This window comes from Alteromonas sp. 4NH20-0104 (assembly GCF_057547795.1).
Genome location: NZ_BAAJLP010000008.1, coordinates 54846 through 79904 on the forward strand (window position 1 = coordinate 54846; position 25059 = coordinate 79904).

Below are 25059 nucleotides of genomic sequence, written 5' to 3' on the forward strand. Positions count from 1 at the left end.
AATGCTCAGGGTTAATCCTTCTGAACGCTTAACCTATCGGCGTATTACGGCGCAGGACAGGGATTTCCTGTTCGAGCTCGATCAGGACGAAGAGGTTATGCGCTTTCTGACCGGTGGTCGAAAAACAACCCGGCAGGAAGTGGATGAGGTGTTTATTCCCCGTATTGAATCTTTCAATAACGAACAAAAAGGCTGGGGCTTATGGCAGGCCAGTCTGAACAATGATTGTAGCGAAGCGATTGGCTGGATTCTGGTGCGCCCGTTAGGGTTTTTTACCGGTAATCCGCAGCCGGATAATTTGGAACTTGGCTGGCGATTCTGTCGTCAATGCTGGGGTAAAGGGTACGCCACGGAGGCTGCCCGGGCGGTAGTTAACGCCTTGCGACAGGCTGGATGCCGACAGTTTTCGGCTATTGCTCTGGCCGACAATCAGGGATCCATCAATATTATGAAAAAGCTTGGTATGCAGTATCAGCGCACAGAACGCTACACTGATGCCATTTTTGACGATGATGTTGTAGTTTACAGTACCGGCCCCGCTAATGAGTAACGGATACCTGCTGCTCGCTGTGCTGTGGATCGGCTAACATCTGGTGATACCAGTAATAGCGATCTTTGCCCTGGCGTTTGGCTTCGTAAAGGGCGTCGTCGGCTTCTTTCATGGCCAGATCAAAAAAGGTCGTGGCAGACTGGGTGCTACGGCATACGATAGTGGCCCCCACGCTAATAGAAATATTCTCCAGCACACCTTTATCCGTTTCTATTTTTATGGCTCTGATGCTGGCTAATAACTCATCGAGGATTTGGCTGCATTGCGATTCTTCGCCGGAGTCGAGATATAAGCCAAATTCTTCTCCGCCTAAGCGAGCCACCAAATCAGAGCTCCTTACCGAATACTCCAACGTGTGGGCTACCTCTTTTAGTACACTATCTCCTACCGGGTGACCGTAGCTGTCATTGAGCTTCTTAAAGTTATCAATATCGATGATACAAATACAAAGGCTGGCTTTTTCACGGTCGGTCAAAGACTGAATGCGGTTAAAGTAGGCGCGTCTGTTCATCAGACCGGTGAGGGCATCGGTAGAGGCCAGGTACTCGAGGCGTTGTTCAGCTTCATAGCGGGCCTGTTCGACTTCAACCGCTCTGAACAGGTTGGCCAGCGTATCGGTAAGGGGGGTCAGAAAATTAACGTCGCTCTGAGAGTAATCCTCGGCCTTATTGGCTAGCCCTATGACGCCAACCGTTTCGCCTGCCTGCTTAATGGGCAGTCCCAGGAAACGGTGAAGTACCGGATGACCTTTCGGAGTGCCTTTTGAGGCAAGGTGATTGCGGGGCGCATTAGCAATCACCGGTGAGTTGGATGTAATCACGTGGCCAAACAGGTTATTCAGGTTAGTGAACCTTAATTTACCTTGTTTAAATAACTCGTATTGCTTTTTGGTTTCCTCACTCCAACTGACATCGGAAATTGCGTAAATGTGTAAGCAAGGATTATTGTCCTCATAGTGGACCTTACCAATAAACCCATACTCACTTTCGGCCAGGTCGATGAGTTCCGGAAAAATTTGTTCACAGGCTAACTGCAAATCTTTTTGGGCAACAAACAGGTTTTGCGCATGATTGATAAACCCTAACAGACGGCGCTGGTTTTCGGCTTCGAGATCAGACAGCTTTTTCTCGGTGATATCACGATGGGTCATGGCAAAGCGTTCAGCCCGGCCGTTCTTATCACGGGTCACCACCTTGCCATAGGTCTCCACCCAGCGGTAGCTGCCAGTTGCCGACTGCAGCCGGTATTCAATGTCGAGCGGGGTTTGTGGGTTGATCAGGCTGTCTACAATGGCATCGCGCAGTCGTTCTTTATCTGCCGGGTGAACTAATTGCGCCCAAAACATCATACTGGTGTCAACGCTGTCCGGGTGCATACCTACGATGTCACACATGCGGTTGTTGACTCGCATATTATCGTTTTGCAGATCCCAGTCAGAAGTGCCAAGGCCTGAGGCCTCGAGGATTAAACGCATGCGCTCGTTGGTTTCCATAATGCGCTGCTCAAGGTATTTCTGCTCGGCATTATTGAGCAGGAGTCCCTGTACCGCCACCAGTTGCCCTTGATCAAAAATACCGCGGGATACCAATTTGTACCACACCGGTGAGTGGCCTTTATTCACCACCCGGAAATCACATTCACAAAAAGTGGCACCCTGCTGGTGGTTGCGCATAGAGAACATGAAATCATCGAGATCTTCGGGATAAATGTAGCTTTCGAGCTGAAAGAGCGAGACATCTTCAGGAATTTCAACACGTAACAACTTACTGAAGTTTTGTGACAGGTAAGAGGTGGACACTGCCGGTCTGGCTTGCCATCTGATGAGGGCCGCCGGTGAGTTGTTTAACAACTGGTGCTCGTCTTCCGTGCGTAAATTGGCATAAATTAACTCAATGCATTGCGCCAAATGCCTGCTGAATTTGGTTAACAGCTCGATATCATGGGATCTTAATACCCGTGGTCGGGTATCCATCAGGCAAACTGAACCCACCGTGATGTTTTGCAACTGAAATGGCACACCGGCATAAAAGCGAATGAAGGGGGCACTTGTGACACACAGCTTATCTCTGGATCGCTCATCGTTGAGGGTGTCTTCAATGTAGAGGACATTGTTGGTTTCTTTTACCAGTTTACAAATTGAACCGCTCAGGGGAATTTCTGTTGCTTCGATACCAAACTTCGCTTTAAACCACTGGGTGTTATCTTCCACTACCGCTAAGAATGCTATGGGCATATCAAACATTTCAGCTATTGAGTGAATAAACTGATCCAGGATCCCATCGTATTCATCGTCACGCAGGCGATATTTCTCAATTAATGCCTTTATTTTCATGTGAGCTTTGTGTTGCTTAGAGTGAAACCAAATAACTATTTATCTTTAATAAATAGTCTCAAATGGGCAAAACCGCAAAATAACAGACAAAAAATGTGGTCATAAGCCGCATGGAAAGCGGGGTATGCAGATTAGGTCAGGTCTTTTAAAACCTTTTTGACGCGTTGGTAGCGTTGCTCCTGTTCTTCAGTAAGCTTGCCAGATTCAATGGCTTTCAAACAGTTATGAATTAACTGCGCGCTTAAAGAGTCATTTGCTGCGTCGTTGTTGGTTTCTCTCAGGTTGATGGCTGCTGCCTGCAACAAGTTCAGGGCAATAGAAGGGTTCTTGGGCATGATGGTAAAGGCCTGACGGAACGTTTGCAGTGCTTTTTCGAGGTCTCCACGCTGATACTGATTGACCGCACTGTTGTTAAGTTCTTTGGGGCTGAGTTTTATTTCGGCCTTCTCGGTTTTTTCCTGCTGCACATATTGTAAGAACAGGTTGCTTTGGGCGGGATCATTATTGCAGCGGCGCTCAATGAGGTCGAGTATGTTCAGTGCGTGTTCCTGAAAACCCACCTCATGGAAAGCCTTCGCTTTATCGAGTAAACCCTCAATGCTTTCGGTTTCCCAGGCATCGTCACTTAATTGATCGAGCAGGGCCTTGGCGTTATCCACTTCGTCTTCCAGGTACAATAACCGGGCATCGATAACTTTCAGCTGATCATCAATATCGGCTTTGGGAAAGTTGCTTTTAAGCTGTTTTAAATACTCGGTTGATTGTTTGATTAAGCGCTTTGTATGCTCCTCATCGGCGGTCATGGCGAAGTCGATGCCAGCGCGGGCCACGTTGAGGTAAATTTCCGGTTTGTCATGAATCGAATTTTTGGCAATCCTGACGATTTTCTTGGCTGCTTCAAACTGTGACTCGTAGTCGTGAGTCAGTCTCGATAAATCAAGAGCCTTGGTGTGGCGGTGAATATTCCGCGGTGAAATTTCGCTGGCCACCTCAACACTTTCAAGCGCATCTTCAAACTCTTTGTGTTTAATCTGCAGTGCAGCAAGGAGGTCATAAGCTGCTATCATCGAGTCTTGCTTTAGTGCCAACTCGATAACCAGTTTTTCGGCTTCCTCATCCAAATCCAGCGAGATAAAACTGCGAATAAGGCCTAATTGCGCCCAGGTAAAATTCTGCACGTTAATAATGGCCTGATAAAACTCTCTGGCTTCATCGTAATGACCACAGGCTAACAACAGCTCGCCTTTTAATTTTAATGCCAGCGGGAAAAACTCGGAGTTACGTGGCTCGGTTAAAAAGTTTTCCAGTTCCAGCAGCGCTTTATCCAGTGAACCTTGCTCAATGAAGTGATAAACCGGTTTTAGCACTTGTTTGCGGGTGAGCAAACGGCCTAACCGGCGATCCAATTCTCTGACGGTAAACGGTTTGGCGAGAAAGTCGTCGGGCTGCAGCTCCACAATGCTGTGAACAATGTCTGCGGTGGTATCGGCACTGATAAAGACAAATGCGGTGCTTGGCGGCAGTTCATTATGTTCTTTTAGCTGGTCATAGAGAAAATAACCATCCTGTTCGTTTTTCAGATCATAAGAACAGACGATCAGGTCGTAATGGTTACGGCGAATATAGGTGAGTGCCGTGCTTACCCGGTCGGCATATTCAATATTCTGAAAGCCAAGCTCTTCCAGTGAGTATTTCAGATAGCCTTTGGCTAAGACCTGATCATCAATGACTAATACACGAGTCTGTCTGGCTAACTTTAAATTCATTACCGCTATATCCGTTTGGCTTCTGAATGCTTTATCGGCAACTTGCTAAAAAATCTTATTAAAACCCGAATACTGATCACTGTCACGAAAAACAAGCATTAGCGTTGGGGCGCAAATTTTTAGACGGTGAATTATTAAAAAGGGCCAGGGGAGATATCAGATAACTGCTGTGACTTCAGCGCAGATGTTGAACCAGTGAACGGAATTAAAACTATTTTGGTTTGATTATATACTGGAACTTGAGAATAGAGATGGTGGACGTCTGCTGTGACTCGCAACGAAGTTGTTGAACCAGTGAACGGCACTAAAACTATTTTGGTTTGATTATATACTGGAACTTGAGAATAGAGATGGTGGACGTCTGCTGTGGCTCGCAACGAAGTTGTTGAACCAGTGAACGGCACTAAAACTATTTTAGTTTGATTATATACTGGAACTTGATAATAGAGATGGTGGACGTCTGCTGTGGCTCGCAACGAAGGTGTTGAACCAGTGAACGGCACTAAAACTATTTTGGTTTGATTATATACTGGAACTTGATAATAGAGATGGTGGACGTCTGCTGTGACTCGCAACGAAGGTGTTGAACCAGTGAACGGCACTAAAACTATTTTGGTTTGATTATATACTAGAGCTTGAGAATAGAGATGGTGGACGTCTGCTGTGACTCGCAACGAAGGTGTTGAACCAGTGAACGGCACTGAAACTATTTTGGTTTGATTATATACTGGAACTTGAGAATAGAGATGGTGGACGCTACTGGACTTGAACCAGTGACCCTCGCCTTGTAAGGGCGATGCTCTCCCAACTGAGCTAAGCGTCCATATTGTTTGCTACAAAGAAAAAGTTGGCCATCTTCTGAAGAAATGGTGGACGCTACTGGACTTGAACCAGTGACCCTCGCCTTGTAAGGGCGATGCTCTCCCAACTGAGCTAAGCGTCCGCTTTCTTTGTTACTTGCTGTGCTAAGCAAGTGGTGGCGTATTATAGAGAGCAAAGCGCGACTGTCAACAATAAAAATTAAAAAAATATCCTGCCAATGTTCGTTTGGCGAATAAGTAAACGAAAAGGCCTGTTTACGATGATTTTCCGAACAATTCTGGCCTGAAACAATAAAAATAACACTGCTGCTTTGTGGCACAGCCCAATGGCTGGTAAAATGCGCCCACTTTGAAAAACACGTTTAACAAAAGAGATTATTCATGTCGGTTGTTACCAGATTTGCACCCAGTCCAACGGGTTATCTTCACGTCGGTGGTGCTCGCACCGCATTATATTCCTGGCTCTATGCGAAAAGTCAGGGCGGCGAGTTTGTATTACGAATAGAAGATACAGATATAGAGCGTTCAACCGATGAAGCCAAACAAGCCATTCTGGATGGCATGGAATGGCTGGGTCTGACCTGGGATAAGGGACCTTATTACCAAACTGAACGGTTCGATCGTTATAAAACCATTATCCAGAGCATGCTGGATGAGGGTAAAGCGTATAAATGCTTTATGCCGGCAGAAGAGCTTGATGCCATTCGTGAGCAACAAAAAGAAAATGGCGAAAAACCCCGTTATCCGGGGACTTGGCGCGATCGTACCGATCACCCTGAAGGCCAGCCTTACGTTATTCGTTTCAAAAACCCGCTGGAAGGCAGTGTAGTATTTGAAGATCACGTGCGTGGCCGAATCGAAATCAGCAATACTGAACTTGATGACCTTATTATTCAGCGCTCTGATGGTACGCCAACCTACAACTTCTGCGTGGTTGTGGATGACTGGGATATGGGGATCTCTCACGTGGTGCGTGGCGAAGACCACATTAATAACACCCCAAGACAGATTAATATTTTAAAAGCTTTGGGTGCCCCGGTACCTGAATATGCTCACGTGTCGATGATTCTGGGTGACGACGGTAAGAAACTGTCGAAGCGTCATGGCGCGGTAAGCGTAATGCAATATCGTGATGACGGTTATCTACCGCAGGCGGTTAAGAATTATCTGGTTCGCCTGGGGTGGGCGCACGGCGATCAGGAGATTTTTTCCGAACAGGAAATGATCGACTTATTTAGCCTCGATGCGATTGGTCAGTCGGCCTCTGCATTTAATACTGAGAAACTGGTGTGGTTGAACCAACACTACATTAAATCGTTGCCTGCCGAAGAAGTCGCCAGTCATGCCATCTGGCATTTTGAGCAGCAGGGTATTTCGTTGGAAAACGGCCCGGCATTGACTGATGTAATAGCTATTCAGGCCGACCGGGTAAAAACATTAAAAGAGCTGGCGCAAATCAGCGCTTATTTCTACCAGGATTATGAAGAGTTTGATGCCAATGCGGCAAAAAAACACCTTCGCCCGGTAGCGAAAGAAGCGCTGGTTCTGGTTCAGCAAAAGCTGGCAGGCATTAATGACTGGAATCCACAAACCATTCAGGCTGCCATTAACGATACGGCTGAAGAATTAGGTGTAGGCATGGGGAAAGTGGGTATGCCATTGCGCGTAGCGGCTACTGGCAGCGGTAATTCTCCGTCGCTGGATGTGACCCTGAATTTGTTATCTCAGGACAAAATTGTTGAGAGAATAAACAAGGCGCTCACTTTTATAGCAAACAGAGAAAATTCCTAAAAAAAGCGTTGACATGATGGGGCGTGCTATCTAGAATGCGCCCCGCTGTCACGGAACAGTCACTGACAAAGTCAACGACATCCGTAACACAATTTGGGGCCATAGCTCAGCTGGGAGAGCGCTTGCATGGCATGCAAGAGGTCGGCGGTTCGATCCCGCCTGGCTCCACCAAATTTCTTTTCATGATGTATATCGTGGAATAGGCCGAAGTAAGTTGAGAATTATTAGCTTAGTAATTCGTGAGTTACACTCCAGCTTCTTCAGGACTTGAAAATCAGTAAGGCTAAGGTCGCTCATTTTGCAGAGCAAAACTGGCCTTACTGAAAATCCCGAAAGCAGCGCTTTCGGAAACAGATTTTCAGTCCCCTTCGTCTAGAGGCCTAGGACACCGCCCTTTCACGGCGGTAACAGGGGTTCGAATCCCCTAGGGGACGCCATCTATATCGCGTCACAGTCGATTAATACTGTGGATAGGCCGAAGTAAGTTGAGAATTATTAGTTTGGTAATTCGTGAGTTACACTCCAGCTTCTTCAGGACTTGAAAATCAGTAAGGCTAAGGTCGCTCATTTTGCAGAGCAAAATTCGCCTTACTGAAAATCCCGAAAGCAGTGCTTTCGGAAACAGATTTTCAGTCCCCTTCGTCTAGAGGCCTAGGACACCGCCCTTTCACGGCGGTAACAGGGGTTCGAATCCCCTAGGGGACGCCATCTATATCGTGTCACAGTCGATTAATACTGTGGATAGGCCGGAAGCTGAAATGCTTTCAGGACCGAAATATTCTGTGAGGAATGATTATAAGGTCGCTCGGTTACGCAGAGCTTACCTCGCCTTACAGAAATTTAGTGAAGCAACGCTTCACTAACAAATTTCTGTCCCCTTCGTCTAGAGGCCTAGGACACCGCCCTTTCACGGCGGTAACAGGGGTTCGAATCCCCTAGGGGACGCCATATTAAAAAAACCAGCCAATCGGCTGGTTTTTTTATGCGTGCTCTTTGGGATGAGAAGTCCTTATTCAACCTGCTAACTCATAAGTACTTCCGGAGTTTTTTCATTTGGGGTTCGACTGCCATGTCTGGAACATGGCAGAACGCGCTTTAGCGCGGCCCGAAGGGCAGAGTGCAGGACAGCACTCTGTAATCCCCTAGGGCTAGTCCGCTCGGAACGCCATATTAAAAAACCAGCCAACCGGCTGGTTTTTTATGCCTGCTCTTCGGGATGAGAAGCCCTTACTCATTCTGTTAAGCTTTATATAACAGGCTAAGACAGTTATGCGTGTTCTGGTTACTGTGCAATTGGCCGTCACTTCATCCACTCTGCAATCATGCTACAATTCACCTGTAAATTTACTAGCAATAAGGTGATCAATGTATCCTATCGGCACACCAGGTAAGCCCTGGGGAGAAGAAGAAAAAAAACAATGGCTCGCGGCGCAATCAGTTAAGCGTAGTTACGCCGATGAAGTATTAAGTCAATTAGACGCCATGCCGGATTATTTTTCTGTTATTCAGTACGGTGCCTTGCCCTATGATGAGTCACGCTACCCACTTTATGCATTGTTACCCAGGCAGCCAATAGCAGAAGCCCCCTGGGTACTGGTAACTGGCGGTGTACACGGTTATGAAACCAGTGGCGTGCAGGGCGCTTTGTTATTTGCGCGGGAATACAGTCAGGCGTATACCGATAAAATCAATCTGATAGTGGTTCCCTGCGTGAGCCCTTGGGGTTATGAAACCATTAACCGTTGGGATCCGCTGGCTATCGATCCGAATCGCTCTTTTTATCCCGACTCGCCAGCGCCAGAGTCAAAACTACTCATGGACTTTATTGGCGCAATGCCGCAGGAATTTTTACTGCATATCGATCTTCATGAAACCACCGATACGGATAACAGCGAGTTTCGCCCGGCATTAGCGGCCCGTGATGCTATTGAGCAAAAAGCCTGGGAAATCCCCGACGGCTTTTATCTGGTGGCCGATGCCAAAGCGCCTCATCTGCCACTGCAGCAAGCGATTAACAACGAGGTTAAAAAAGTTACCCATATTGCCCCAACGGATGAAAACGGCCTGATTATCGGCGCGGAGGTGCCTTCTGAAGGCGTAATCTGCTATGACAAGAGAAAGCTCTTCTTATGCGGCGGATTTAATAATGCTACCTATTGTTCTACAACGGAGGTGTATCCGGACAGCCCGTCAGCTACTCCGGAAATTTGTAATCGTGCTCAGGTTGCGGCTGTAGAGGGCGCTTTACAGCATTTACTGAAGTAATGCGATAAATGGTCGATTATCGATGTCTGGATGTTTGGATTTCTAGACGTCTAAATGTATACTCCTCGCTATGCTTAACGCGTTGCGGGGATATCATGGTTTACGTTGCATTGTTATATGAAGGGGTAGGGCAAAGACTGGTCAGGTATGAAGCCAGTAATGAAGCCGATTTTTTTGCTAAACTCGATGCCCGGTTTGGCTGCTATGTTTGCCTGTGGTTTACCGAGGAACTGATCGCGAATAATGAAAAAGTTCACACCCAGAGTCCCTGTTGAACAGGCAATTGCCACATCGCCCTGCATTGGTAACTGCTGCCTGGATGATGAGGACATTTGTTTGGGCTGTCAGCGCCATATTAATGAAATCACTGGTTGGCACAGTGCCGATGCCACAGAGCGTCGCGCCATTTTAAATCGGTGTGAAAAACGCTTTGCTTTACGTTCAGGGCAGAAGTACCAATTCTGATGCCAGCCGCCTAATGTTCTGCTAAAATCCGCCCCCTTATTTTTTGAATACTGAATACTATGCGAGTTTTGTTGGCGCCGATGGAAGGCGTTGTTGATCATTTAATGCGCGACATGCTTACCCGGGTAGGCGGTTTTGATCTGTGCGTAACAGAATTCGTTCGTATCGTTGACCAAAAACTTCCCCACAAAACCTTTTACCGTCTGTGCCCTGAATTGCACGAGGGGGGGAAAACCCCCAGTGGCGTTCCCGTTCGCGTACAGTTATTAGGGCAGCACCCTCAGTGGCTGGCAGAAAATGCCTTAACAGCTGTTGAGTTGGGTTCTCCTGGCGTCGATTTAAACTTTGGTTGTCCGGCTAAAACGGTCAATAAAAGTAAAGGCGGCGCAGTGTTACTGCAATATACTGAGTTGCTGCATGGTATCGTTAAAACTGTGCGAGAGGCAGTGCCCGCCCATTTGCCCGTAACGGCAAAAATTCGTCTCGGTTTTGAAGATAAATCGCTGGCTATCGACAATGCGGTGGCCATTGATGAAGCCGGTGCATCCGAGCTGGTAGTCCATGCCCGCACTAAAACCGAGGGATATCGTCCACCGGCGTACTGGGACTGGATCAAGAAAATTCGTGCGCATACCCGGTTACCGGTGATAGCGAATGGAGAAATCTGGTCTTATGACGATGCTAAACGCTGCCAGGAAATGTCGGGCTGCGATGATGTAATGATTGGCCGCGGTGCTCTGGCTATGCCTAATCTGGCCCGTCACATTCGTGATAACGAGCCGCCCATGAGCTGGCCTGAACTGGCCCGCTTACTGATAGACTATTCGGGTTATGAGATATACGGCGATAAAGGCCGCTACTATCCGAACCGTCTGAAACAATGGTGTGGCTACCTGAAGCGCCAATACCCCCAGGCGGAAGTCCTGTTTGATAATATCCGCCGGTTACAAAAGGCCGATGAAATTGTTGCGGTGCTACAACAATCGGCTGCCACTGCAAAATAGCTTTTGCTGCTTGTACGTTGTCTTGCTATTCGCTACCGTAAGTCAGACCCATCAGCATTGAATTAATGCATGATCGGTTATGGCACTCAAACGACAACTATTAGAACAAAGGTAATGCATGACTATTAACCTGAAGCAGTTAAGTCTTACTGCGGCGTGTTGCTGTGCTTTGCTGCTTTCTGCCTGTGCAGACGATAAAGCGGAAAAAGCCGAGCAGTCACCGAAAGTGACTATCGATAAAAATCCATTTCCCAGTCAATATACGCCTCTTCCTGGCGCGCCAACGGTGATTACCGGCGTCACTATTTTAGATGGCATCGGTAATAAAATTGATAACGGTATGGTGTACTTTGCCGACGGCAAAATTGCCGCTGTCGGTGAAAGCCTGGATATTCCCGCCGGCGCTACGGTAATCGACGGCACGGGTAAATGGGTCACACCGGGCATTATTGATGTACACAGCCATTTAGGGGTTTACCCTAATCCCTCTACCCATTCACATTCGGATGGAAACGAAATGGTTAAGCCAGTCACTGCGAATGTGTGGGCTGAACATTCGGTATGGCCTCAGGATCCTGGCTTTGGCCGTGCATTGGCCGGTGGCGTTACCGCGCTGCAAATCTTACCGGGCTCTGCCAACCTGTTTGGTGGGCGTTCAGTGGTACTGAAAAATGTGCCGGATCGTACTATGCAGGAAATGAAATTTCCCGATGCGCCTTACGGACTCAAAATGGCCTGTGGAGAAAATCCGAAACGGGTTTATGGCAAAAAAGGCGGACCTTCAACCCGTATGGGCAATGTAGCCGGTTATCGCCAGGCATGGGCCGATGCTGAAAACTATAGGCGTGCCTGGGAGCGGTACGAAGCGGACTATGATGCGGGGAAAAATCCAACGCCGCCCAAGCGCGATCTAAATCTCGATACCCTGATGGGCGTGTTAAAAGATGAGATCCGCGTTCATATGCATTGTTATCGCGCCGATGAAATGGCCGTGATGATGGATGTCATGAAAGAGTTCGGCTATCAGATCTATTCGTTCCAGCACGGTGTGGAAGCCTACAAGATTGGCGATTTACTGGCGGAGAATAACGTTTGTTCGGCAATGTGGGCCGACTGGTGGGGCTTTAAAATGGAAGCCTACGACGGCATCCGCGAAAACATTCCAATGGTGCACGAGGCCGGCGCCTGTGCGATTGTGCATTCCGACAGTGATTTAGGCATTCAGCGACTTAATCAGGAGGCTGCCAAAGCCTGGTCTGACGGCCGCCGTGCAGGCATTGATATCAGTCAACAGGAAGCCTGGATCTGGTTGTCAGCCAACCCGGCTAAATCCCTGGGTATTTTTGATGAAACCGGTTCTCTGGAAGTCGGTAAAAATGCCGATTTAGTGCTGTGGAGTGCTAACCCGTTCTCAACTTATGCCAGAGCAGACAAAGTCTATATCGACGGTGGACTGGCTTTTGATCTCAGTGATCCGGCGACCTGGCCGGTGGCAGATTTTGAGTTAGGACAAGTGGGCGAGGGAGATATCAAATGAAGTCATTATTAACGATATGCCTGTTGGCAACGGTGAGCAGTGCCGCCCTGGCCGATAAACTGGCAATTGTTGGCGGTAAAGTGTTTACCGGCACGGCGCAGGGGACACTCGATGCCGCTACGGTACTTATTGAAAACAATAAAATAGTTTCGGTTAATACGTCATCCTCAGTGCCTGAGGGCTACACAACAATTGATGCCAGCGGTAAGTATGTAACGCCGGGGTTGATTGGTGCTTATACTCAGTTGGGTCTGGTTGAGGTCAGCAGTTCCGCCGGCACAGTAGATGCTTCGGTATCATCGAATCCTGTTTCATCTACCGGCGCGGCTTTCGATGTTAGCTATGCGGTGAATCCGGATTCCAGTTTGCTGGCGATTAGCCGGGTTGAGGGGATCACGTCGGCAGTTAGTGGTATTTCGCGCAGCGACGGCTTATTTCATGGACTGGGCGCGGTAATCACGCTATCCGGCGCCGCTGATTCGATATTAAAACCGCAGGCATTTACGGCCGTGAATGTGGGTAACAATGGGGCAGACAGCCGTGGCGGTTCCAGAGCTGCGCTGTGGGTGATGTTGAACGAAGCCATCAGTGAAGCCATGCAGGTAAGTGATGCCGCACAGTTGAGCCCGTCATCCGAATGGCATGGACTCAACAGCCGGGCTGACATCAAAGCCTTAAAGCCAGTGGTAGACGGTACAACACCACTGCTAATGTTTGCCGATCGCGCTGCGGATATTCGTCAGGTGATCGCGTTTAAACAGCGCTATCCCAAAATCAGGGTGGTACTGGTAAAAGGTATGGAAGCGTGGCGTGTCGCGGATGAACTGGCGGCGGCGGATATTCCGGTGATTATCGATCCGGAATTTAATTTGCCTGGCAGTTTTGAACAGCTCGGTGCAACCCTGGCCAATGCCAGTCGGCTGGAAGAGGCGGGGGTAATGGTCGCAATGGGAATGGAGACTCATAATATCCGCCTGGCGACTCAGCATGCGGGTAATGCCGTGGCGTTTGGGATGTCCTGGGAGAGTGCAATGGCAGCTCTCACGGTAAATCCGGCCAGCATTTTTGGTATGTCCGACCAACTCGGTGTACTTAAGAAGGGGGCAAAAGCCGATGTAGTGGTCTGGAGTGGCGATCCGCTGGAGGTTACCGAAGCACCGGAAGTGGTGCTCATCGATGGCCAGCAGATTGACATGACATCCCGTCAGATCAAACTTCGGGACCGCTATCAACAGCGGGCTGAGTCGGGCGAGACATCACAGTATATTCGCTAGTATTGCAAGCGACGCGATAAGCCGGTAGCTCAAGCTGCCGGCTTTTTTTTGCGGCGAGCGAATGGTTAGTCGCTATTCGTTGTCAGCCTCTGACCCAGGTAAGTGATTCGCTGGCTGGCGACATAGCAAACCAGTTTCACGCTCATGGCATACATCAGGGTGAGCACCGAAACCGCAAACGCCGGGCCAATAACCTTAACTTCAGTGATGTTAGAGCCCATAGCTACCCAGCCCAGCAGGGTCATAATTGCGCCCAGCCACAAACAGGACGAGCCAAGCACATCAAACACCATGACACTGCTCTGGACATGCCGCAAAGATTCAACGTGCCCTGACAGCAGACTGCTAAAAGCTTGTTTAACCTTTGTCGGCGAGGTAACCGCTAGGGTAAATACCAGCGCTGGTGGCAAGGTAATAATAAACGATGGCACATCAAAGAACATACTGCTACCACCGGAAAGCTCCATGGCAAAAAAGGTTAATCCGGCAAAAAATACAATACTGAATGCAAACATAATAAGCGCCTTTTGTGTTTGGTTAACAAAGTGAAATGAAGTGATCAGTGCCTGGCGCCAGTACCATAACTGACAGGACTGTTTATTGTGTTTAAGTTGAATTTCTCTGAACTGTTCTTCGAGGTCGCCCAGCAAAGGGTCCTTAAGATGCGCCGGCAGGATTTTCGCCAGCAATGCCTCGGCCAGGCGTGGTGGTGAGTTATTGTTCACTATTGCACCCCAACAAAACTCAGTTTTACATCCCGCCACATGGCATCCAGTGACTGGCGTGTTTCTGCTAACGCTCGCTTACCTTCCCCCGTTATTTTAAAATATTTTTTTGCCCGTCCTCCCCGTTCAGCAGTAGCTTCTCCCATTGCTGAACTGAGCAGTCCTTTCTCTTCAAGCCGGGTTAAGGTGGTGTACAACGCGCCGATACTGACGTCCCGTTGAATTACGTCGAGCAGTATCTGACGAATAGTGGTGCCATAAGCCTGTTCCCCGAGGCGTAAAATGGCGAGTAACACAAACTGTTCAAACTCACCTAAAAATCGTGACTTACCCATACATGTTCCAACTGTATTTTGTACTACAAAGTAAAAGAAATTGGCGTAAGTGTAGTTTGTTCTACAATGTAAAGCTAATAAAAATTGATACGTTGGTATGCGCGCCTATAAAAAACACAGTCAATTTTATTCAAACACGGTAAATAAACCAGAAACGGCGTCAATCGCTGTCCGTCTTTCTGTCAGAATTTTAAAAAATATCAGCAAACTACAGCAAATTGTCCTATGCTAGTGGTATCTGAGAATTGTATTTTCTTTAACCATTTTCGCTCTGCGTTTGTGCTGGCGTGCCAACGGTTAAATGACTTCGTTTATTGAAATAGGATTGTCTTGCGTAGTCACAAAAAACCTCATCAAAAACATCGCCCGGTCTGGCTATTTTTAAGCGTATTCACGGTTATCGTTTCGGTCACTCTGGCGGCGGATTATGGTGCCAGTAAGTGGCAACGGGAAGAGCAAATTAACCGGGTTACACAAAAGCTGGGTTTGCTTCGTTCTAACCTGGAGTTTGAGCTCTATACAAATATCGAGCTGATCCGGGGGGCTGCCGCTTACATATCGTTGAATCCCGAAATCGATCAGGCTGGCTTTAGCCGCTATATGAGCCGCTTGCTGGAACAGCGCAATAACATTATCAATATCGCCGCGGCGCGCGGATTTGTGGTCAACCTGATTTACCCCGTAGCCGGTAATGAAAAAGCCTTAGGTCTTGATTATCGGATTAATGAAGAGCAGCGGGAGTCGGCTTTTACTGCTGCTGATACCGGCTCGCCGGTACTGGATGGTCCGGTTAGTCTGGTTCAGGGGGGAGTGGGGTTTATAGCGCGATTACCCGTTATCAATGATAGCGGCGTATGGGGAATAATTTCTGTTGTACTGGATTATCGCGGCGTACTAAGTGACGCCGGCTTCATCGAAGATGCCGATCTCGATATACTGATCACCGGCCGGAATGAGTTTGGTAATATGGCCGAAATCTTTCGCAGTCAGGCCGTAGGCACTATTCAAACGCCGGTTCAACTGTCTATTCAGTTGCCCTACGGTGAGTGGCAGCTTTCAGCGCAACCTGCCGGGGGCTGGGTCTCTTTTCAGTTTCACCCTTTGTTCTGGGTGCTGGCTTTTATCATTAATGCCATTGCCTTTTATATTGTCCAGCTGAGGTATAACAATTCCTTATTAGAGCAGGAAAAGCTCGAAGCCCTGACGACCTCGGAAGAAAAGTTTCGGCAATTTTTCTCAGCGCACGCAGTGGTTATGCTGATTGTTGATGACGCTGGCAATATTGTAGATGCGAACGACGCGGCGTTGAATTATTACGGCTACAGCGCCAGGCAGTTTTCCGGTATGACGGTGTTTGATTTACAGGCACAGGAACAAACTTCTATTATGTCGAGGGTAAAACAGGCGCTGTTACAACGGTCGACAACATTCAATGTTAAACATCGCCTGGCCTCAGGTGAAGTGCGTGATGTAGAGGTGTTTAATACCCCGGTAGATAGTGGCGGCCAGCGATTGCTTTACTCGCTGGTTATGGATACCACTGAGCAACTGGAGTATCAAAAACGCTGGGAGTTGAGTCAGCAGGTATTTAATCACAGCCTGGAGGGGATTGTGGTTACCGATACGCATCACAAAATTGTGTCAGTTAACCCGGCTTTCACTGAAATCACCGGCTACTCAGAGTCTGAAGTGATTGGCAGATCTCCTTTCTTCCTTGGCGAGGGAGTAGTGGAAGAACGGTTTATGGAAGCCATGTTGCAAACTTTGACTGAATCCGGTTTTTGGCGCGGTGAGATATTAAACCGGCGTAAGGATGGCACGGTTTTTCCTGAATTACTCAGTGTCTCGGTGGTTAAAAATGACCGCGGTGACATTATTAACTACCTTGGCGTTTTCTCGGATATTACTAATCTAAAACAATCTGAAGAAAAGCTCGAACACCTGGCTCATTATGACTCATTAACCGGCTTACCTAATCGGGTGCAGTTTCAATTACACCTTCAGCACGCGGTGTCGCGCAGTGAACGTTCAAATCAGCAGTGTGCTTTACTTTATCTGGATCTCGACCGCTTCAAAGTGGTCAATGACAGTCTTGGCCATCTGGCCGGCGACGAGTTGCTGAAAATGGTAACCGAGCGTCTGTTATCACGGTTAAGAGCATCGGATATACTGGCTCGAATGGGCGGCGATGAGTTTGTGCTGCTGGTGGAGGAGTATCATCAGCGTGAAGAACTTGAAACCCTGGCACGCAAACTCATTGCTGAAATGAACCAGCCCTTTTATCTGGCTGGCGAACAGGAAATCAATGTTGGGGGGTCAGTTGGCATAGCCTGTTTCCCGGAAGATGCCAACAACAGTGAAGACTTATTGGTGCGCGCTGATGCGGCTATGTATAAAGCAAAACAGGCCGGCGGCGCTGCACTGGCATTCTTTACTCAGGATATTCTCATAGAAGCCAGTTCCCGACTGACCATCGCCGCGGAGCTGAAAAGGGCGATCGCCGAAAATGAGCTTGAATTATTCCTGCAACCTCAGTTGGACAGTGCCAGTGGCGAAGTGGTGGGGGCAGAGGCCCTGTTGCGTTGGAATCACCCGGTAAAAGGGTTTCTTACCCCGGCGGCCTTTATTGATGTGGCAGAGCAAACCCGGGCTATTCGACTGGTCACGGGGTGGTTGGTAAAAGAGTCCTTTGGCATTATCAAACGCTGGGAACAGGCTGGTCGGGACTTGTTTTTGTCATTCAATATATCGGCCCTCGATTTAGCCGACAACGAACTGCTGTTAAGGATGACAGAAGAACTCAAACTTCAGCAAATTGACCCGGCCTATATTGAGCTGGAAATTGTGGAAAGTGCCATCATCGAAAACTTTCAGTCAGCAAGTGCCATCTTATCAAAGCTTCGCGAAGTCGGGTTTCATGTGGCCATCGATGACTTTGGTACCGGTTACTCATCGCTGGCGTATCTCGATAAGCTGCCGGTGGATAAACTCAAAATTGATCGTGAGTTCACGTCCAAACTAGAACTTGGCGAAGGTGCAGGTATTGTAAAATCCATTGTCGACCTGGCAGCTAACTTTGACTTGCGGGTACTGGCTGAAGGGGTGGAGACTTTCGAACAGGAACAACTGCTCAAACAACTCGGTTGTCATCGGGTACAGGGATTTTATTACAGCAAACCCATACCGCTGGCAGAGTTCGAACAAAAGTATTTGTTACCTCAGGCGTAGGTATCGATATTGCGGCCTACTGAACCGGTGGTTGCTGTTGGCTGGGAAGATGACGGAGGAGTGGGCGTCGGCGCATCACTCTGATTACTCTCAAGGCGTTCCTGACGTGGCGACTCGCTGCGTTCCGCGGGATCTGGCGTTGGTCGCGAGTACGCACTGTCGATGGGTGATTGTCCAATTTCCATTCTTTACCCCTCAAAATAGCTGTTCAGTTAATATCCAATTATAGGTGGATTTATCAAAAATGCGATTATTTCCCGGTGTCGGAAAACAAAAAAGGCGATAGCTGCTGGTGCATAAACTCTGCAATAAGCGGTTGGCCTTCGGCGTTGGGGTGAATCCCATCGCGCTGCATCAGAGATTCATCAAGGGCGATATCCTGCAGGAAAAACGGAATCAGCGGAATATCCTGGGCATCGGCAACCTGTTCAAAGGTATTGCTGAACATCTGATTATAGCGTCGACCGTAGTTGGTCGGGATTTCCATATCCTGAAGATAAACCCGGGCACCGTAGTCTTTGACCAGTTGCACCATCCGGGTAAGGTTGTTCTGCAGTTTGCCAACGTTATGCCCCTGCAACCCATCGTTACCGCCGAGTTCAATTAATACATCGGTAGGCTGATGTTGCTCAAGCAAGCGGGGCAGTCTTGCCAGGCCGCCATCGGTCGTTTCGCCACTAATCGCAGCATTTATCACATCAATCCCGCGTTGCTCGTCGAGCCAGATATTTTGTAACAAACTAACCCAACTTTGTGCTTGCAACAAACCATAGCCCGCACTTAGGCTATCTCCAAGTATAAGCAAGCGTGTATCTGATGGCGTTGAGCTGCTTTGCTGACTGGCAGGCTTAGCAGTCGCTGATTGCGCCAGTAATTGATCTGAAAACAGTACAAAAGGTATTAGTAATACCAGTGTTTTTATCCACTTAAGAGTGGGTCCACGACGGAATAAACAATGACAAATCAAAACGACAATAGCTCCTATATGATTCAAACCAAAGACATTACTAAGACCGTTAATACGAGTGAAGGTTCGTTACAGATCCTTCAGCCTATTTCCTTTGAAGTCAAGGCCGGGGAGTCCATCGCTATTGTCGGGGCGTCCGGTTCCGGAAAATCTACCTTGTTGAGCTTACTTGCCGGATTGGATGAAGTCAGCAGTGGCGAGATATTTCTGGACGCTGCGTCGTTGCATAACATGGACGAGGAACAGCGAGCCCGACTGCGCGGCGCGAAAGTGGGATTTATCTTTCAAAGTTTCATGTTGGTGCAAAGCCTGACGGCGATTGAGAATGTGATGCTACCGGCTGAAATTGCCGGCTTGCCTGACGCTCACAAACGCGCCCAGGCTATCCTTGAACAAGTGGGCTTAAGCCATCGCGCTCACCATTATCCCAACCAATTATCAGGGGGGGAGCAACAACGGGTGGCCATTGCAAGAGCCTTTATCGGGCAACCTAAAATTCTGTTTGCCGATGAGCCAACCGGCAATCTGGATGCTGCTAACAGTGTCAGAGTTGAAGACTTATTGTTTAACCTGAACCGGGAAATTGGCACCACCCTGGTGCTGGTGACACATGATAATGAACTGGCCAAAAAGTGTGAACGGCAACTGCAGATGCAGGCCGGAGAGCTAACCGAAATTACCGTTTCCCCGCTGGCCGCAGAGGAAAAGGATCTCGCATATGGTAGCTAATCTTGCCTGGCGGTTATTTAAGCACGAAGCCCGGCGGGGCGAGCTCACTATCATTCTGTTTGCCATTATTCTGTCGGTCGCCGCCGTGTTGTCGTTATCGTTATTCAGCGAACGGCTACAGGGGGCGCTCGTTGAGCGGTCTTCGCAGTTTATTGCCGCAGATAGTCAGCTGCGCTCGCGCAAGCCTATCAGCGACGATTGGAAACGCCAGGCCGAAGCCGATGGGCTGGCCACTGCTGAGCAGGTCAGTACCCGGTCCATGGCCTTCGGTGAACAAAAAATGTCGCTGGTGGATTTACGGGCCGTGAGTCCGCAGTATCCACTCAAAGGTGAAATTCAGCTCGCTGACAAGCCTTTTGGTACCCCCTCAGCCACTGATAAATCGCCGCTTGCCGGTGAAATATGGATCGACTCCAGGCTGTTTCAGCTGCTTGACGTCGAGCTGGGCGATACGGTGTATATTGGCGACGGCGAGTTTACGGTAAGTCAGGTGTTATCAGAAATTCCCGATCAGGGATTCAGTGTTTTTAATACCGATCCTATGGTGCTGATAGCGCTGGACGATTTGGCCCGAACGAATATTACCGGGCCGGGCAGTCGGGTAACGTATAAAGCGTATTTCGCCGGTGAGAATTCGCTGATTGAAGCCTATTATGACTGGCTTCGACAGAATCTCGATGACGAATTACACCGCTGGCAGCAGGTCGGGGATGATGATTCCGCCATTGGCCGCTCGGTTGCCCGCGCAGAACGGTATTTTCTTCTGGCCAGCCTGCTGGCCATTGTGTTGGCGGCGGTTGCGATAGCTGTGGCAGCACAGCGGTATAGTCAGCGCCATTTTGATCCGGTGGCTATCCTTAAAACCCTGGGCGCAACCAAACAAATGATTCGCCGGGTGTATGTGTTGCAAATTATGTTTATTACCCTGCTGGGGATCCTCATTGGCATCATTGCCGGTGTCATTATTCAGCAGTTGGTTGTCTCGGCTCTTGCTGGTCAGGTAGATGTGTCGCTGGATGTCTGGCACTGGCGACCGGTCTTTATCGCCGTGCTTACCGGCTCCATTTGTGCCGTGCTGTTTTCACTTTATCCGCTGCTTAGGTTATTTTCGGTACCACCCTTGCGGGTATTGCGTCGCGACATGGACTCAGGGTTAAGTTCCAGAGGGCTGCAGTTCGGCGCATCAGGCGGCGCTATTTTCCTGCTCATGTGGGTTTACAGCCGCGATCTGGAAATCAGTGCCATCTTATTTGGCTCCGGTGTACTCCTGGTGATTACCCTGTTAGGTGTCACCTTTGGCCTGATAGCCGTCGGCCGGCGGTTAGGACAGGGGGCAATGGGCTCATGGCAGCTGGCGTGGGCCCGTATTCGCCGCCGCGCTATGGATAACAGCGTGCAACTTATCAGTTTCTCGGTAACCATTATGCTGTTGCTGGTGGTTCTGGTAATGCGCAACGATATGATTGCTCAGTGGCGAGCACAGTTGCCGGTGGATACGCCCAATTACTTTATGGCCAATATTACCGAGGCGCAAAGAGCACCGCTGGAGGCACATTTTGCCGATAATCAGGTCAGTGTGGACGAATTCTATCCGGTGGTCCGTGGCCGTTTCGTGGCAGTCAATGATGAACGGGTAAATACCGAAGTCACCAAAGAAGAAGATCCGGAGCAAAGCGAAGGGCGTCGAGGCCTTGGCCGGGAAGCTAACCTTAGTTGGAGCGAGCGGTTACAGCGCGAAAATACGGTAGTTAAAGGGCAGTGGCACGAAAGCTGGCAACCCGATGGGCAGGATATGACTGAAAGTGGTCAACAAATTTATCCGGTATCGGTAGAGGAGGGCGTTGCGACCCGGTTGAATATAGCGCTGGATGATCTACTGACCTTTAATGTGGGCAGTGAAATTGTGGTGACCCGGGTAACCAGTATTCGAGAAGTTAACTGGCAAACCATGCAACCTAACTTTTTCTTTGTACTGCATCCGGCAGCGATGCAGGAGTTCAGTGCCACTTACATTACCAGTTTCCACCTTGATGGCGATCGTAAAGCCGATATCACGGCGCTGATGCTGCCCTTTAGTTCGGTCACCCTGTTTGATGTGGATGCCAGAATTAACCAGGTACGCGAAATTATCGACCAGGTATCACTGGCCGTGGAATTTATTCTGGTACTGGTTCTAATAGCCGGTTCCCTGGTACTGTTTGCGCAAGTTCAGGCGAGCATGGATGAACGTCAGCAGGAACTCGCTATACTGCGCACATTGGGCGCTAAAGGCAGCCTGATCCGCTTCAGCGTTATCAACGAGTTTTTGATTATTGGCACCGTTGCCGGCCTGATGGCTGCAATGGCCAACGAAGTCAGTCTGTATTTGCTGCAAAGCCGGATTTTCGATATGCAGGCCTCTATGCACTGGGAATACTGGGTTATAGCTCCGCTGGTTGGCGCTTTGGTTGTTGGCGTGTTGGGGGGGATAGGGTGTTATCGCCTGTTACGTCTCAATACCGGGCAATTACTGCGTAAAATGGTGTAAACAAGGAACGGCCCGGGGGCAGGCCTCGGGTTGTAGAGAAGGGAGCAGGCGTTGTTAAGCTTTGAACAGGTCAGCCATCATTTTGGTGCCAGAACGCTTTTTGGCAATTTAACACTTTCACTGCCCGAGCCACGGGTAGTGCTCACCGGCGCTAATGGCTCCGGAAAAACCACACTACTGCTAATTGCCGCTGGTATTCTGACACCCAGCCAGGGCGCCGTGCGGTTTAATCAGCAAAATGTCGCTGAGACTGCCATGCGCCGAACAATCGGTATCAGCGCCAGCAAAGTTAATCTGCCGGGCTTTTTTAAGGTCACTGAAATGCTGGCTTTTCATGCGCGGCAGTTTCACTGTGTTCCGGATTGCCATTGGGCCGATTATCCGTGGGTTACCGCATTTGGCTTAACGCCTTTTATTAATACCCGGGTGCAGGATCTCTCACTTGGCAATTACAAAAAGCTCAGTCTTATTCTGGCTCTTATGCACGAGCCCGAGTTGCTGTTACTGGACGAACCCACCAACGGGTTGGACGACAAAACCCGTGACGCGCTTCAAGGCTGTTTTGCCGCTTACAAAGGTCAGTTAGTGATTGCCAGTCATGAACCGCAGGTCTTCTCAAGTGCCAATGACGTGCGTCATTTGCACCTCGACGCGAGCGGAGTACACGATAAGTGAACTACTGGCAATATCGCCGCCAGCTCTATCAGCACGCCTTAAGACAGTGGCTGGAAAGCCTCACTCAGGTAAGCACCGGCATTGTAGCGTTATTCCCGATGGCCCTTTACGCCTTATTGCTGTTACCGCTGCTGGCCCTTGGAGTGCTGGCCGATAAGGACGCTCAGGGAGAGAGTTTTTTCTATACATTATGGGGTTACCTGCTTCTGGCATATTGTTGGATAGCTATGCAAAAACAAGCACTGGCAGCGGCTGATCACGCTATGTATGACCGCTCGTTACCGGTTTCAGGCTGGCAACGGGCAGGCACTGAACTGGGCTTGTTACTGTATGCGGCCAACGTTTTTATTCTGGCACCGGCTGCCGTGCTTGTGGCCATGGTGTACGGCCATTTTGAAGAGCTGTTGCGTGGCGAGCTGTGGATTTCGGTTGCTCAGCTCTATCCGGTCAGCGGGTTACTGGTTTTGACTTTCTATTATTGCCAGAGTGCGATGGGCTCGGTAAAACCCTGGCTCAGCTTAGGCCTGTTGCCACTGATAGCCATGCCGTGGGCAGGCCAAATGCAGTCGCCCTGGCTTTGTTTACTGGGGCTGGTAATGGCCGTTTTGGTTGAGCGCATGGTTCGCTTACCCGCGCCATCCCTGGCCGCTTTGCCACAAGGGTTCTGGCGTCTGTTTTTGCAGCAGGATATAAACCACACCAAGCCTACCTTGCTGAGAGCTGTGGTGATCCTGCTGCTACTCGTCATTAGTGCAACGTTTATCAGGCAAATTGACATCAGTGCCAGGGCTCCCGCTGGTATGTTAGTGGCCTTTGTACTGAGCGTTATTTCGGCAACAAAGCTTTTGGAGCTGCAGTCACTGCGGTGCCGTTACCACTACTATTTGAATGCGCTCCCCCTGAGCGATCGTAATGGCAACGTTCAGGCACTCGCTTATTGCCTGGCATATTGCCTGCCTGTCATTCTGCTTATAGTAAAGTTTGACCTGTTATCGCTGAGTCAATGGGGGTTTTTCTTTTTGAGTTACGCCACCACGCAAGCGGGTATTCTGCTCAGGCCCGGATACTATCTGTTTTTTCCACTGCTAACAGGGACTCTTGTTGTTCTTGTCAGCTTGCTTGTTTAACTTTTTTCTGTCTCAGCGAACGCCTTATCCACGGTGTCGAATCTGAACTCAAAGCCGGCATCAAGCAACTTCTCAGGGATAACCCGCTGACCAGTGAGTAGCATGTCTGCTGCTTCACCCATCATGATTTTTAATGCGAACCCCGGCATGGGAATAAAGGCCGGGCGATTAAGGGCACTGGCAAACGCGCTGACAAAGTCTTTATTGGTTACCGGTTGGGGGGCGGTTAAATTGAATGGACCGCTGCACTGAGAATGGGTCATCAGAAAGCTGATCGCGGCCACCATGTCGTCCAGGTGGATCCAGGACATATACTGGTCACCGCTGCCTATGGGGCCACCAAGGCCGAGCTTGAAGGGCAGCCGCATTTTATCCAGTGCGCCGCCGTCAGCCGCCAGCACCACTCCGGTTCGCAGCAGGCATACACGACAGTGCTGTTTAACCGTTTCGGCTATCTGTTCCCAGCGATGGCACACCACATGGGTAAATTCCTGATGCGGTTCAGTGTTGTTTTCTGTGACCTGTTTGTCGCCCTGACGGCCATAATAGCCAATAGCGGAACCTGATATGAATGTATGCGGGGGCGTTGTGGATGCGTTGATTTTTGTTACCAGCGAGGTCGTCAGCTGCCAACGGCTCTGGCAGATCTGGTGTTTTTGCTGACTGGTCCAGCGCTTATCGGCAATGGGTTCTCCTGCCAGGTTTATCACCACGTCATAGTCATTAAAATCTGCAAGTGTGTCGAGGTTATCAACAACCGTCACGGCGGCTGGCAGAACAGACCGTGCTTTCGCCTCTGAACGGGTGAGCACGGTGATTTGATGTGCAGGGGCAAGCTTTGCTATCAGATGTTGCCCGATAAGGCCTGTGCCGCCAGTTATGAATATTTGCATACATGCTCCGTTACACTCTTTGTACCTGGCTGCGCGCTCAGGGCTACC

At 49.2% G+C, this 25059-nt stretch carries 20 protein-coding genes and 6 tRNA genes; 17 read left to right on the forward strand and 9 right to left on the reverse strand.

Translation table 11 applies throughout. The features are described from left to right. Position 1: 1 nt before the first annotated feature. Positions 2-550, forward strand: a complete 549-nt coding sequence (locus AC27IB_RS07680; RefSeq protein WP_487120065.1) for a GNAT family N-acetyltransferase — start codon at positions 2-4, stop codon at positions 548-550. On the opposite strand, the gene AC27IB_RS07685 is transcribed toward AC27IB_RS07680, so the two are convergent. The 4 genes from AC27IB_RS07685 to AC27IB_RS07700 form a co-directional block, all read right to left on the reverse strand. Next, complete coding sequence (locus AC27IB_RS07685; RefSeq protein WP_487120067.1) at positions 540-2882, reverse strand: sensor domain-containing diguanylate cyclase; 2343 nt, start codon at positions 2880-2882, stop codon at positions 540-542. The genes AC27IB_RS07680 and AC27IB_RS07685 overlap by 11 nt on opposite strands. 131 nt (positions 2883-3013) lie before the next feature. Continuing rightward, positions 3014-4648, reverse strand: coding sequence for a response regulator (locus AC27IB_RS07690; RefSeq protein ID WP_296053147.1), 1635 nt, complete (start codon positions 4646-4648; stop codon positions 3014-3016). Between the two features lie 747 nt (positions 4649-5395). Further along, positions 5396-5471 (reverse strand) — tRNA-Val (locus AC27IB_RS07695). A 44-nt stretch (positions 5472-5515) separates the two neighbouring features. Beyond that, a tRNA-Val gene (locus AC27IB_RS07700) sits at positions 5516-5591 on the reverse strand. Positions 5592-5850: 259 nt separating this feature from the next. Here AC27IB_RS07700 and gltX point away from each other — a divergent pair. From gltX to AC27IB_RS07755, 11 genes are all read left to right on the forward strand, one after another. Next, the gene (gene gltX, locus AC27IB_RS07705) at positions 5851-7260 is read left to right on the forward strand and encodes a glutamate--tRNA ligase (RefSeq protein ID WP_487120069.1); all 1410 of its coding nucleotides are present in this window, start codon (positions 5851-5853) and stop codon (positions 7258-7260) included. 95 nt (positions 7261-7355) lie between these two features. Further along, a tRNA-Ala gene (locus AC27IB_RS07710) sits at positions 7356-7431 on the forward strand. Positions 7432-7621: 190 nt separating this feature from the next. Next, positions 7622-7697 (forward strand) — tRNA-Glu (locus tag AC27IB_RS07715). A gap of 195 nt (positions 7698-7892) precedes the next feature. Beyond that, positions 7893-7968: transfer RNA gene (locus AC27IB_RS07720), tRNA-Glu, on the forward strand. A 164-nt stretch (positions 7969-8132) separates the two neighbouring features. Continuing rightward, positions 8133-8208 (forward strand) — tRNA-Glu (locus AC27IB_RS07725). Positions 8209-8625: 417 nt separating this feature from the next. After that, positions 8626-9525, forward strand: coding sequence for a M14 family metallopeptidase (locus AC27IB_RS07730; RefSeq protein WP_487120071.1), 900 nt, complete (start codon positions 8626-8628; stop codon positions 9523-9525). A gap of 95 nt (positions 9526-9620) precedes the next feature. Beyond that, a complete protein-coding gene (locus AC27IB_RS07735) occupies positions 9621-9800 on the forward strand; it encodes a hypothetical protein (RefSeq protein WP_487120073.1) in 180 nt (59 codons plus the stop codon). Further along, positions 9769-9990: a DUF1289 domain-containing protein gene (locus tag AC27IB_RS07740; RefSeq protein ID WP_296046962.1), complete on the forward strand. Its 222-nt coding sequence runs from the start codon at positions 9769-9771 to the stop codon at positions 9988-9990. The genes AC27IB_RS07735 and AC27IB_RS07740 overlap by 32 nt, the downstream gene beginning before the upstream one ends. 59 nt (positions 9991-10049) lie before the next feature. Beyond that, positions 10050-10994 (forward strand): tRNA dihydrouridine(16) synthase DusC, encoded by a 945-nt coding sequence (gene dusC, locus AC27IB_RS07745; RefSeq protein WP_487120075.1) that lies wholly within the window; start codon positions 10050-10052, stop codon positions 10992-10994. A gap of 118 nt (positions 10995-11112) precedes the next feature. Then, positions 11113-12531 (forward strand): amidohydrolase, encoded by a 1419-nt coding sequence (locus tag AC27IB_RS07750; RefSeq protein ID WP_296046966.1) that lies wholly within the window; start codon positions 11113-11115, stop codon positions 12529-12531. Next, positions 12528-13805 (forward strand): amidohydrolase family protein, encoded by a 1278-nt coding sequence (locus AC27IB_RS07755; RefSeq protein WP_296046967.1) that lies wholly within the window; start codon positions 12528-12530, stop codon positions 13803-13805. Before AC27IB_RS07750 ends, AC27IB_RS07755 begins: the two co-directional genes overlap by 4 nt. Before the next feature lie 65 nt (positions 13806-13870). Here AC27IB_RS07755 and AC27IB_RS07760 read toward each other — a convergent pair whose 3' ends face one another. Further along, a complete protein-coding gene (locus AC27IB_RS07760) occupies positions 13871-14530 on the reverse strand; it encodes a permease prefix domain 2-containing transporter (RefSeq protein ID WP_487120078.1) in 660 nt (219 codons plus the stop codon). Continuing rightward, positions 14530-14865, reverse strand: coding sequence for a PadR family transcriptional regulator (locus tag AC27IB_RS07765; RefSeq protein WP_296046971.1), 336 nt, complete (start codon positions 14863-14865; stop codon positions 14530-14532). The genes AC27IB_RS07760 and AC27IB_RS07765 overlap by 1 nt, the downstream gene beginning before the upstream one ends. Before the next feature lie 330 nt (positions 14866-15195). Here AC27IB_RS07765 and AC27IB_RS07770 point away from each other — a divergent pair, with 330 nt between their 5' ends. Beyond that, positions 15196-18093, forward strand: coding sequence for a bifunctional diguanylate cyclase/phosphodiesterase (locus tag AC27IB_RS07770; RefSeq protein ID WP_487120080.1), 2898 nt, complete (start codon positions 15196-15198; stop codon positions 18091-18093). Here AC27IB_RS07770 and AC27IB_RS07775 read toward each other — a convergent pair. Further along, a complete protein-coding gene (locus AC27IB_RS07775; RefSeq protein WP_487120082.1) occupies positions 18084-18278 on the reverse strand; it encodes a hypothetical protein in 195 nt (64 codons plus the stop codon). The two genes, AC27IB_RS07770 and AC27IB_RS07775, sit on opposite strands and share 10 nt — an antisense overlap. 65 nt (positions 18279-18343) lie before the next feature. Continuing rightward, entirely contained in the window at positions 18344-19060 is a 717-nt protein-coding gene (locus AC27IB_RS07780; RefSeq protein WP_487120084.1) for an arylesterase, read from the reverse strand. Positions 19061-19078: 18 nt separating this feature from the next. Here AC27IB_RS07780 and AC27IB_RS07785 point away from each other — a divergent pair, with 18 nt between their 5' ends. Genes AC27IB_RS07785 through AC27IB_RS07800 form a run of 4 tightly spaced genes read left to right on the forward strand, consistent with a single transcriptional unit; the run spans position 19079 to position 24118 of the window. Further along, the gene (locus AC27IB_RS07785; protein ID WP_296047027.1) at positions 19079-19789 is read left to right on the forward strand and encodes an ABC transporter ATP-binding protein; all 711 of its coding nucleotides are present in this window, start codon (positions 19079-19081) and stop codon (positions 19787-19789) included. Next, complete coding sequence (locus AC27IB_RS07790) at positions 19779-22316, forward strand: ABC transporter permease (protein ID WP_487120086.1); 2538 nt, start codon at positions 19779-19781, stop codon at positions 22314-22316. Before AC27IB_RS07785 ends, AC27IB_RS07790 begins: the two co-directional genes overlap by 11 nt. Before the next feature lie 51 nt (positions 22317-22367). Then, positions 22368-22991, forward strand: coding sequence for an ABC transporter ATP-binding protein (locus tag AC27IB_RS07795; RefSeq protein ID WP_487120088.1), 624 nt, complete (start codon positions 22368-22370; stop codon positions 22989-22991). Next, positions 22988-24118, forward strand: a complete 1131-nt coding sequence (locus AC27IB_RS07800) for a DUF6136 family protein (RefSeq protein WP_487120090.1) — start codon at positions 22988-22990, stop codon at positions 24116-24118. Before AC27IB_RS07795 ends, AC27IB_RS07800 begins: the two co-directional genes overlap by 4 nt. Here AC27IB_RS07800 and AC27IB_RS07805 read toward each other — a convergent pair. After that, complete coding sequence (locus AC27IB_RS07805; protein ID WP_487120092.1) at positions 24115-25011, reverse strand: TIGR01777 family oxidoreductase; 897 nt, start codon at positions 25009-25011, stop codon at positions 24115-24117. The two genes, AC27IB_RS07800 and AC27IB_RS07805, sit on opposite strands and share 4 nt — an antisense overlap. Between the last annotated feature and the right edge of the window lie 48 nt (positions 25012-25059).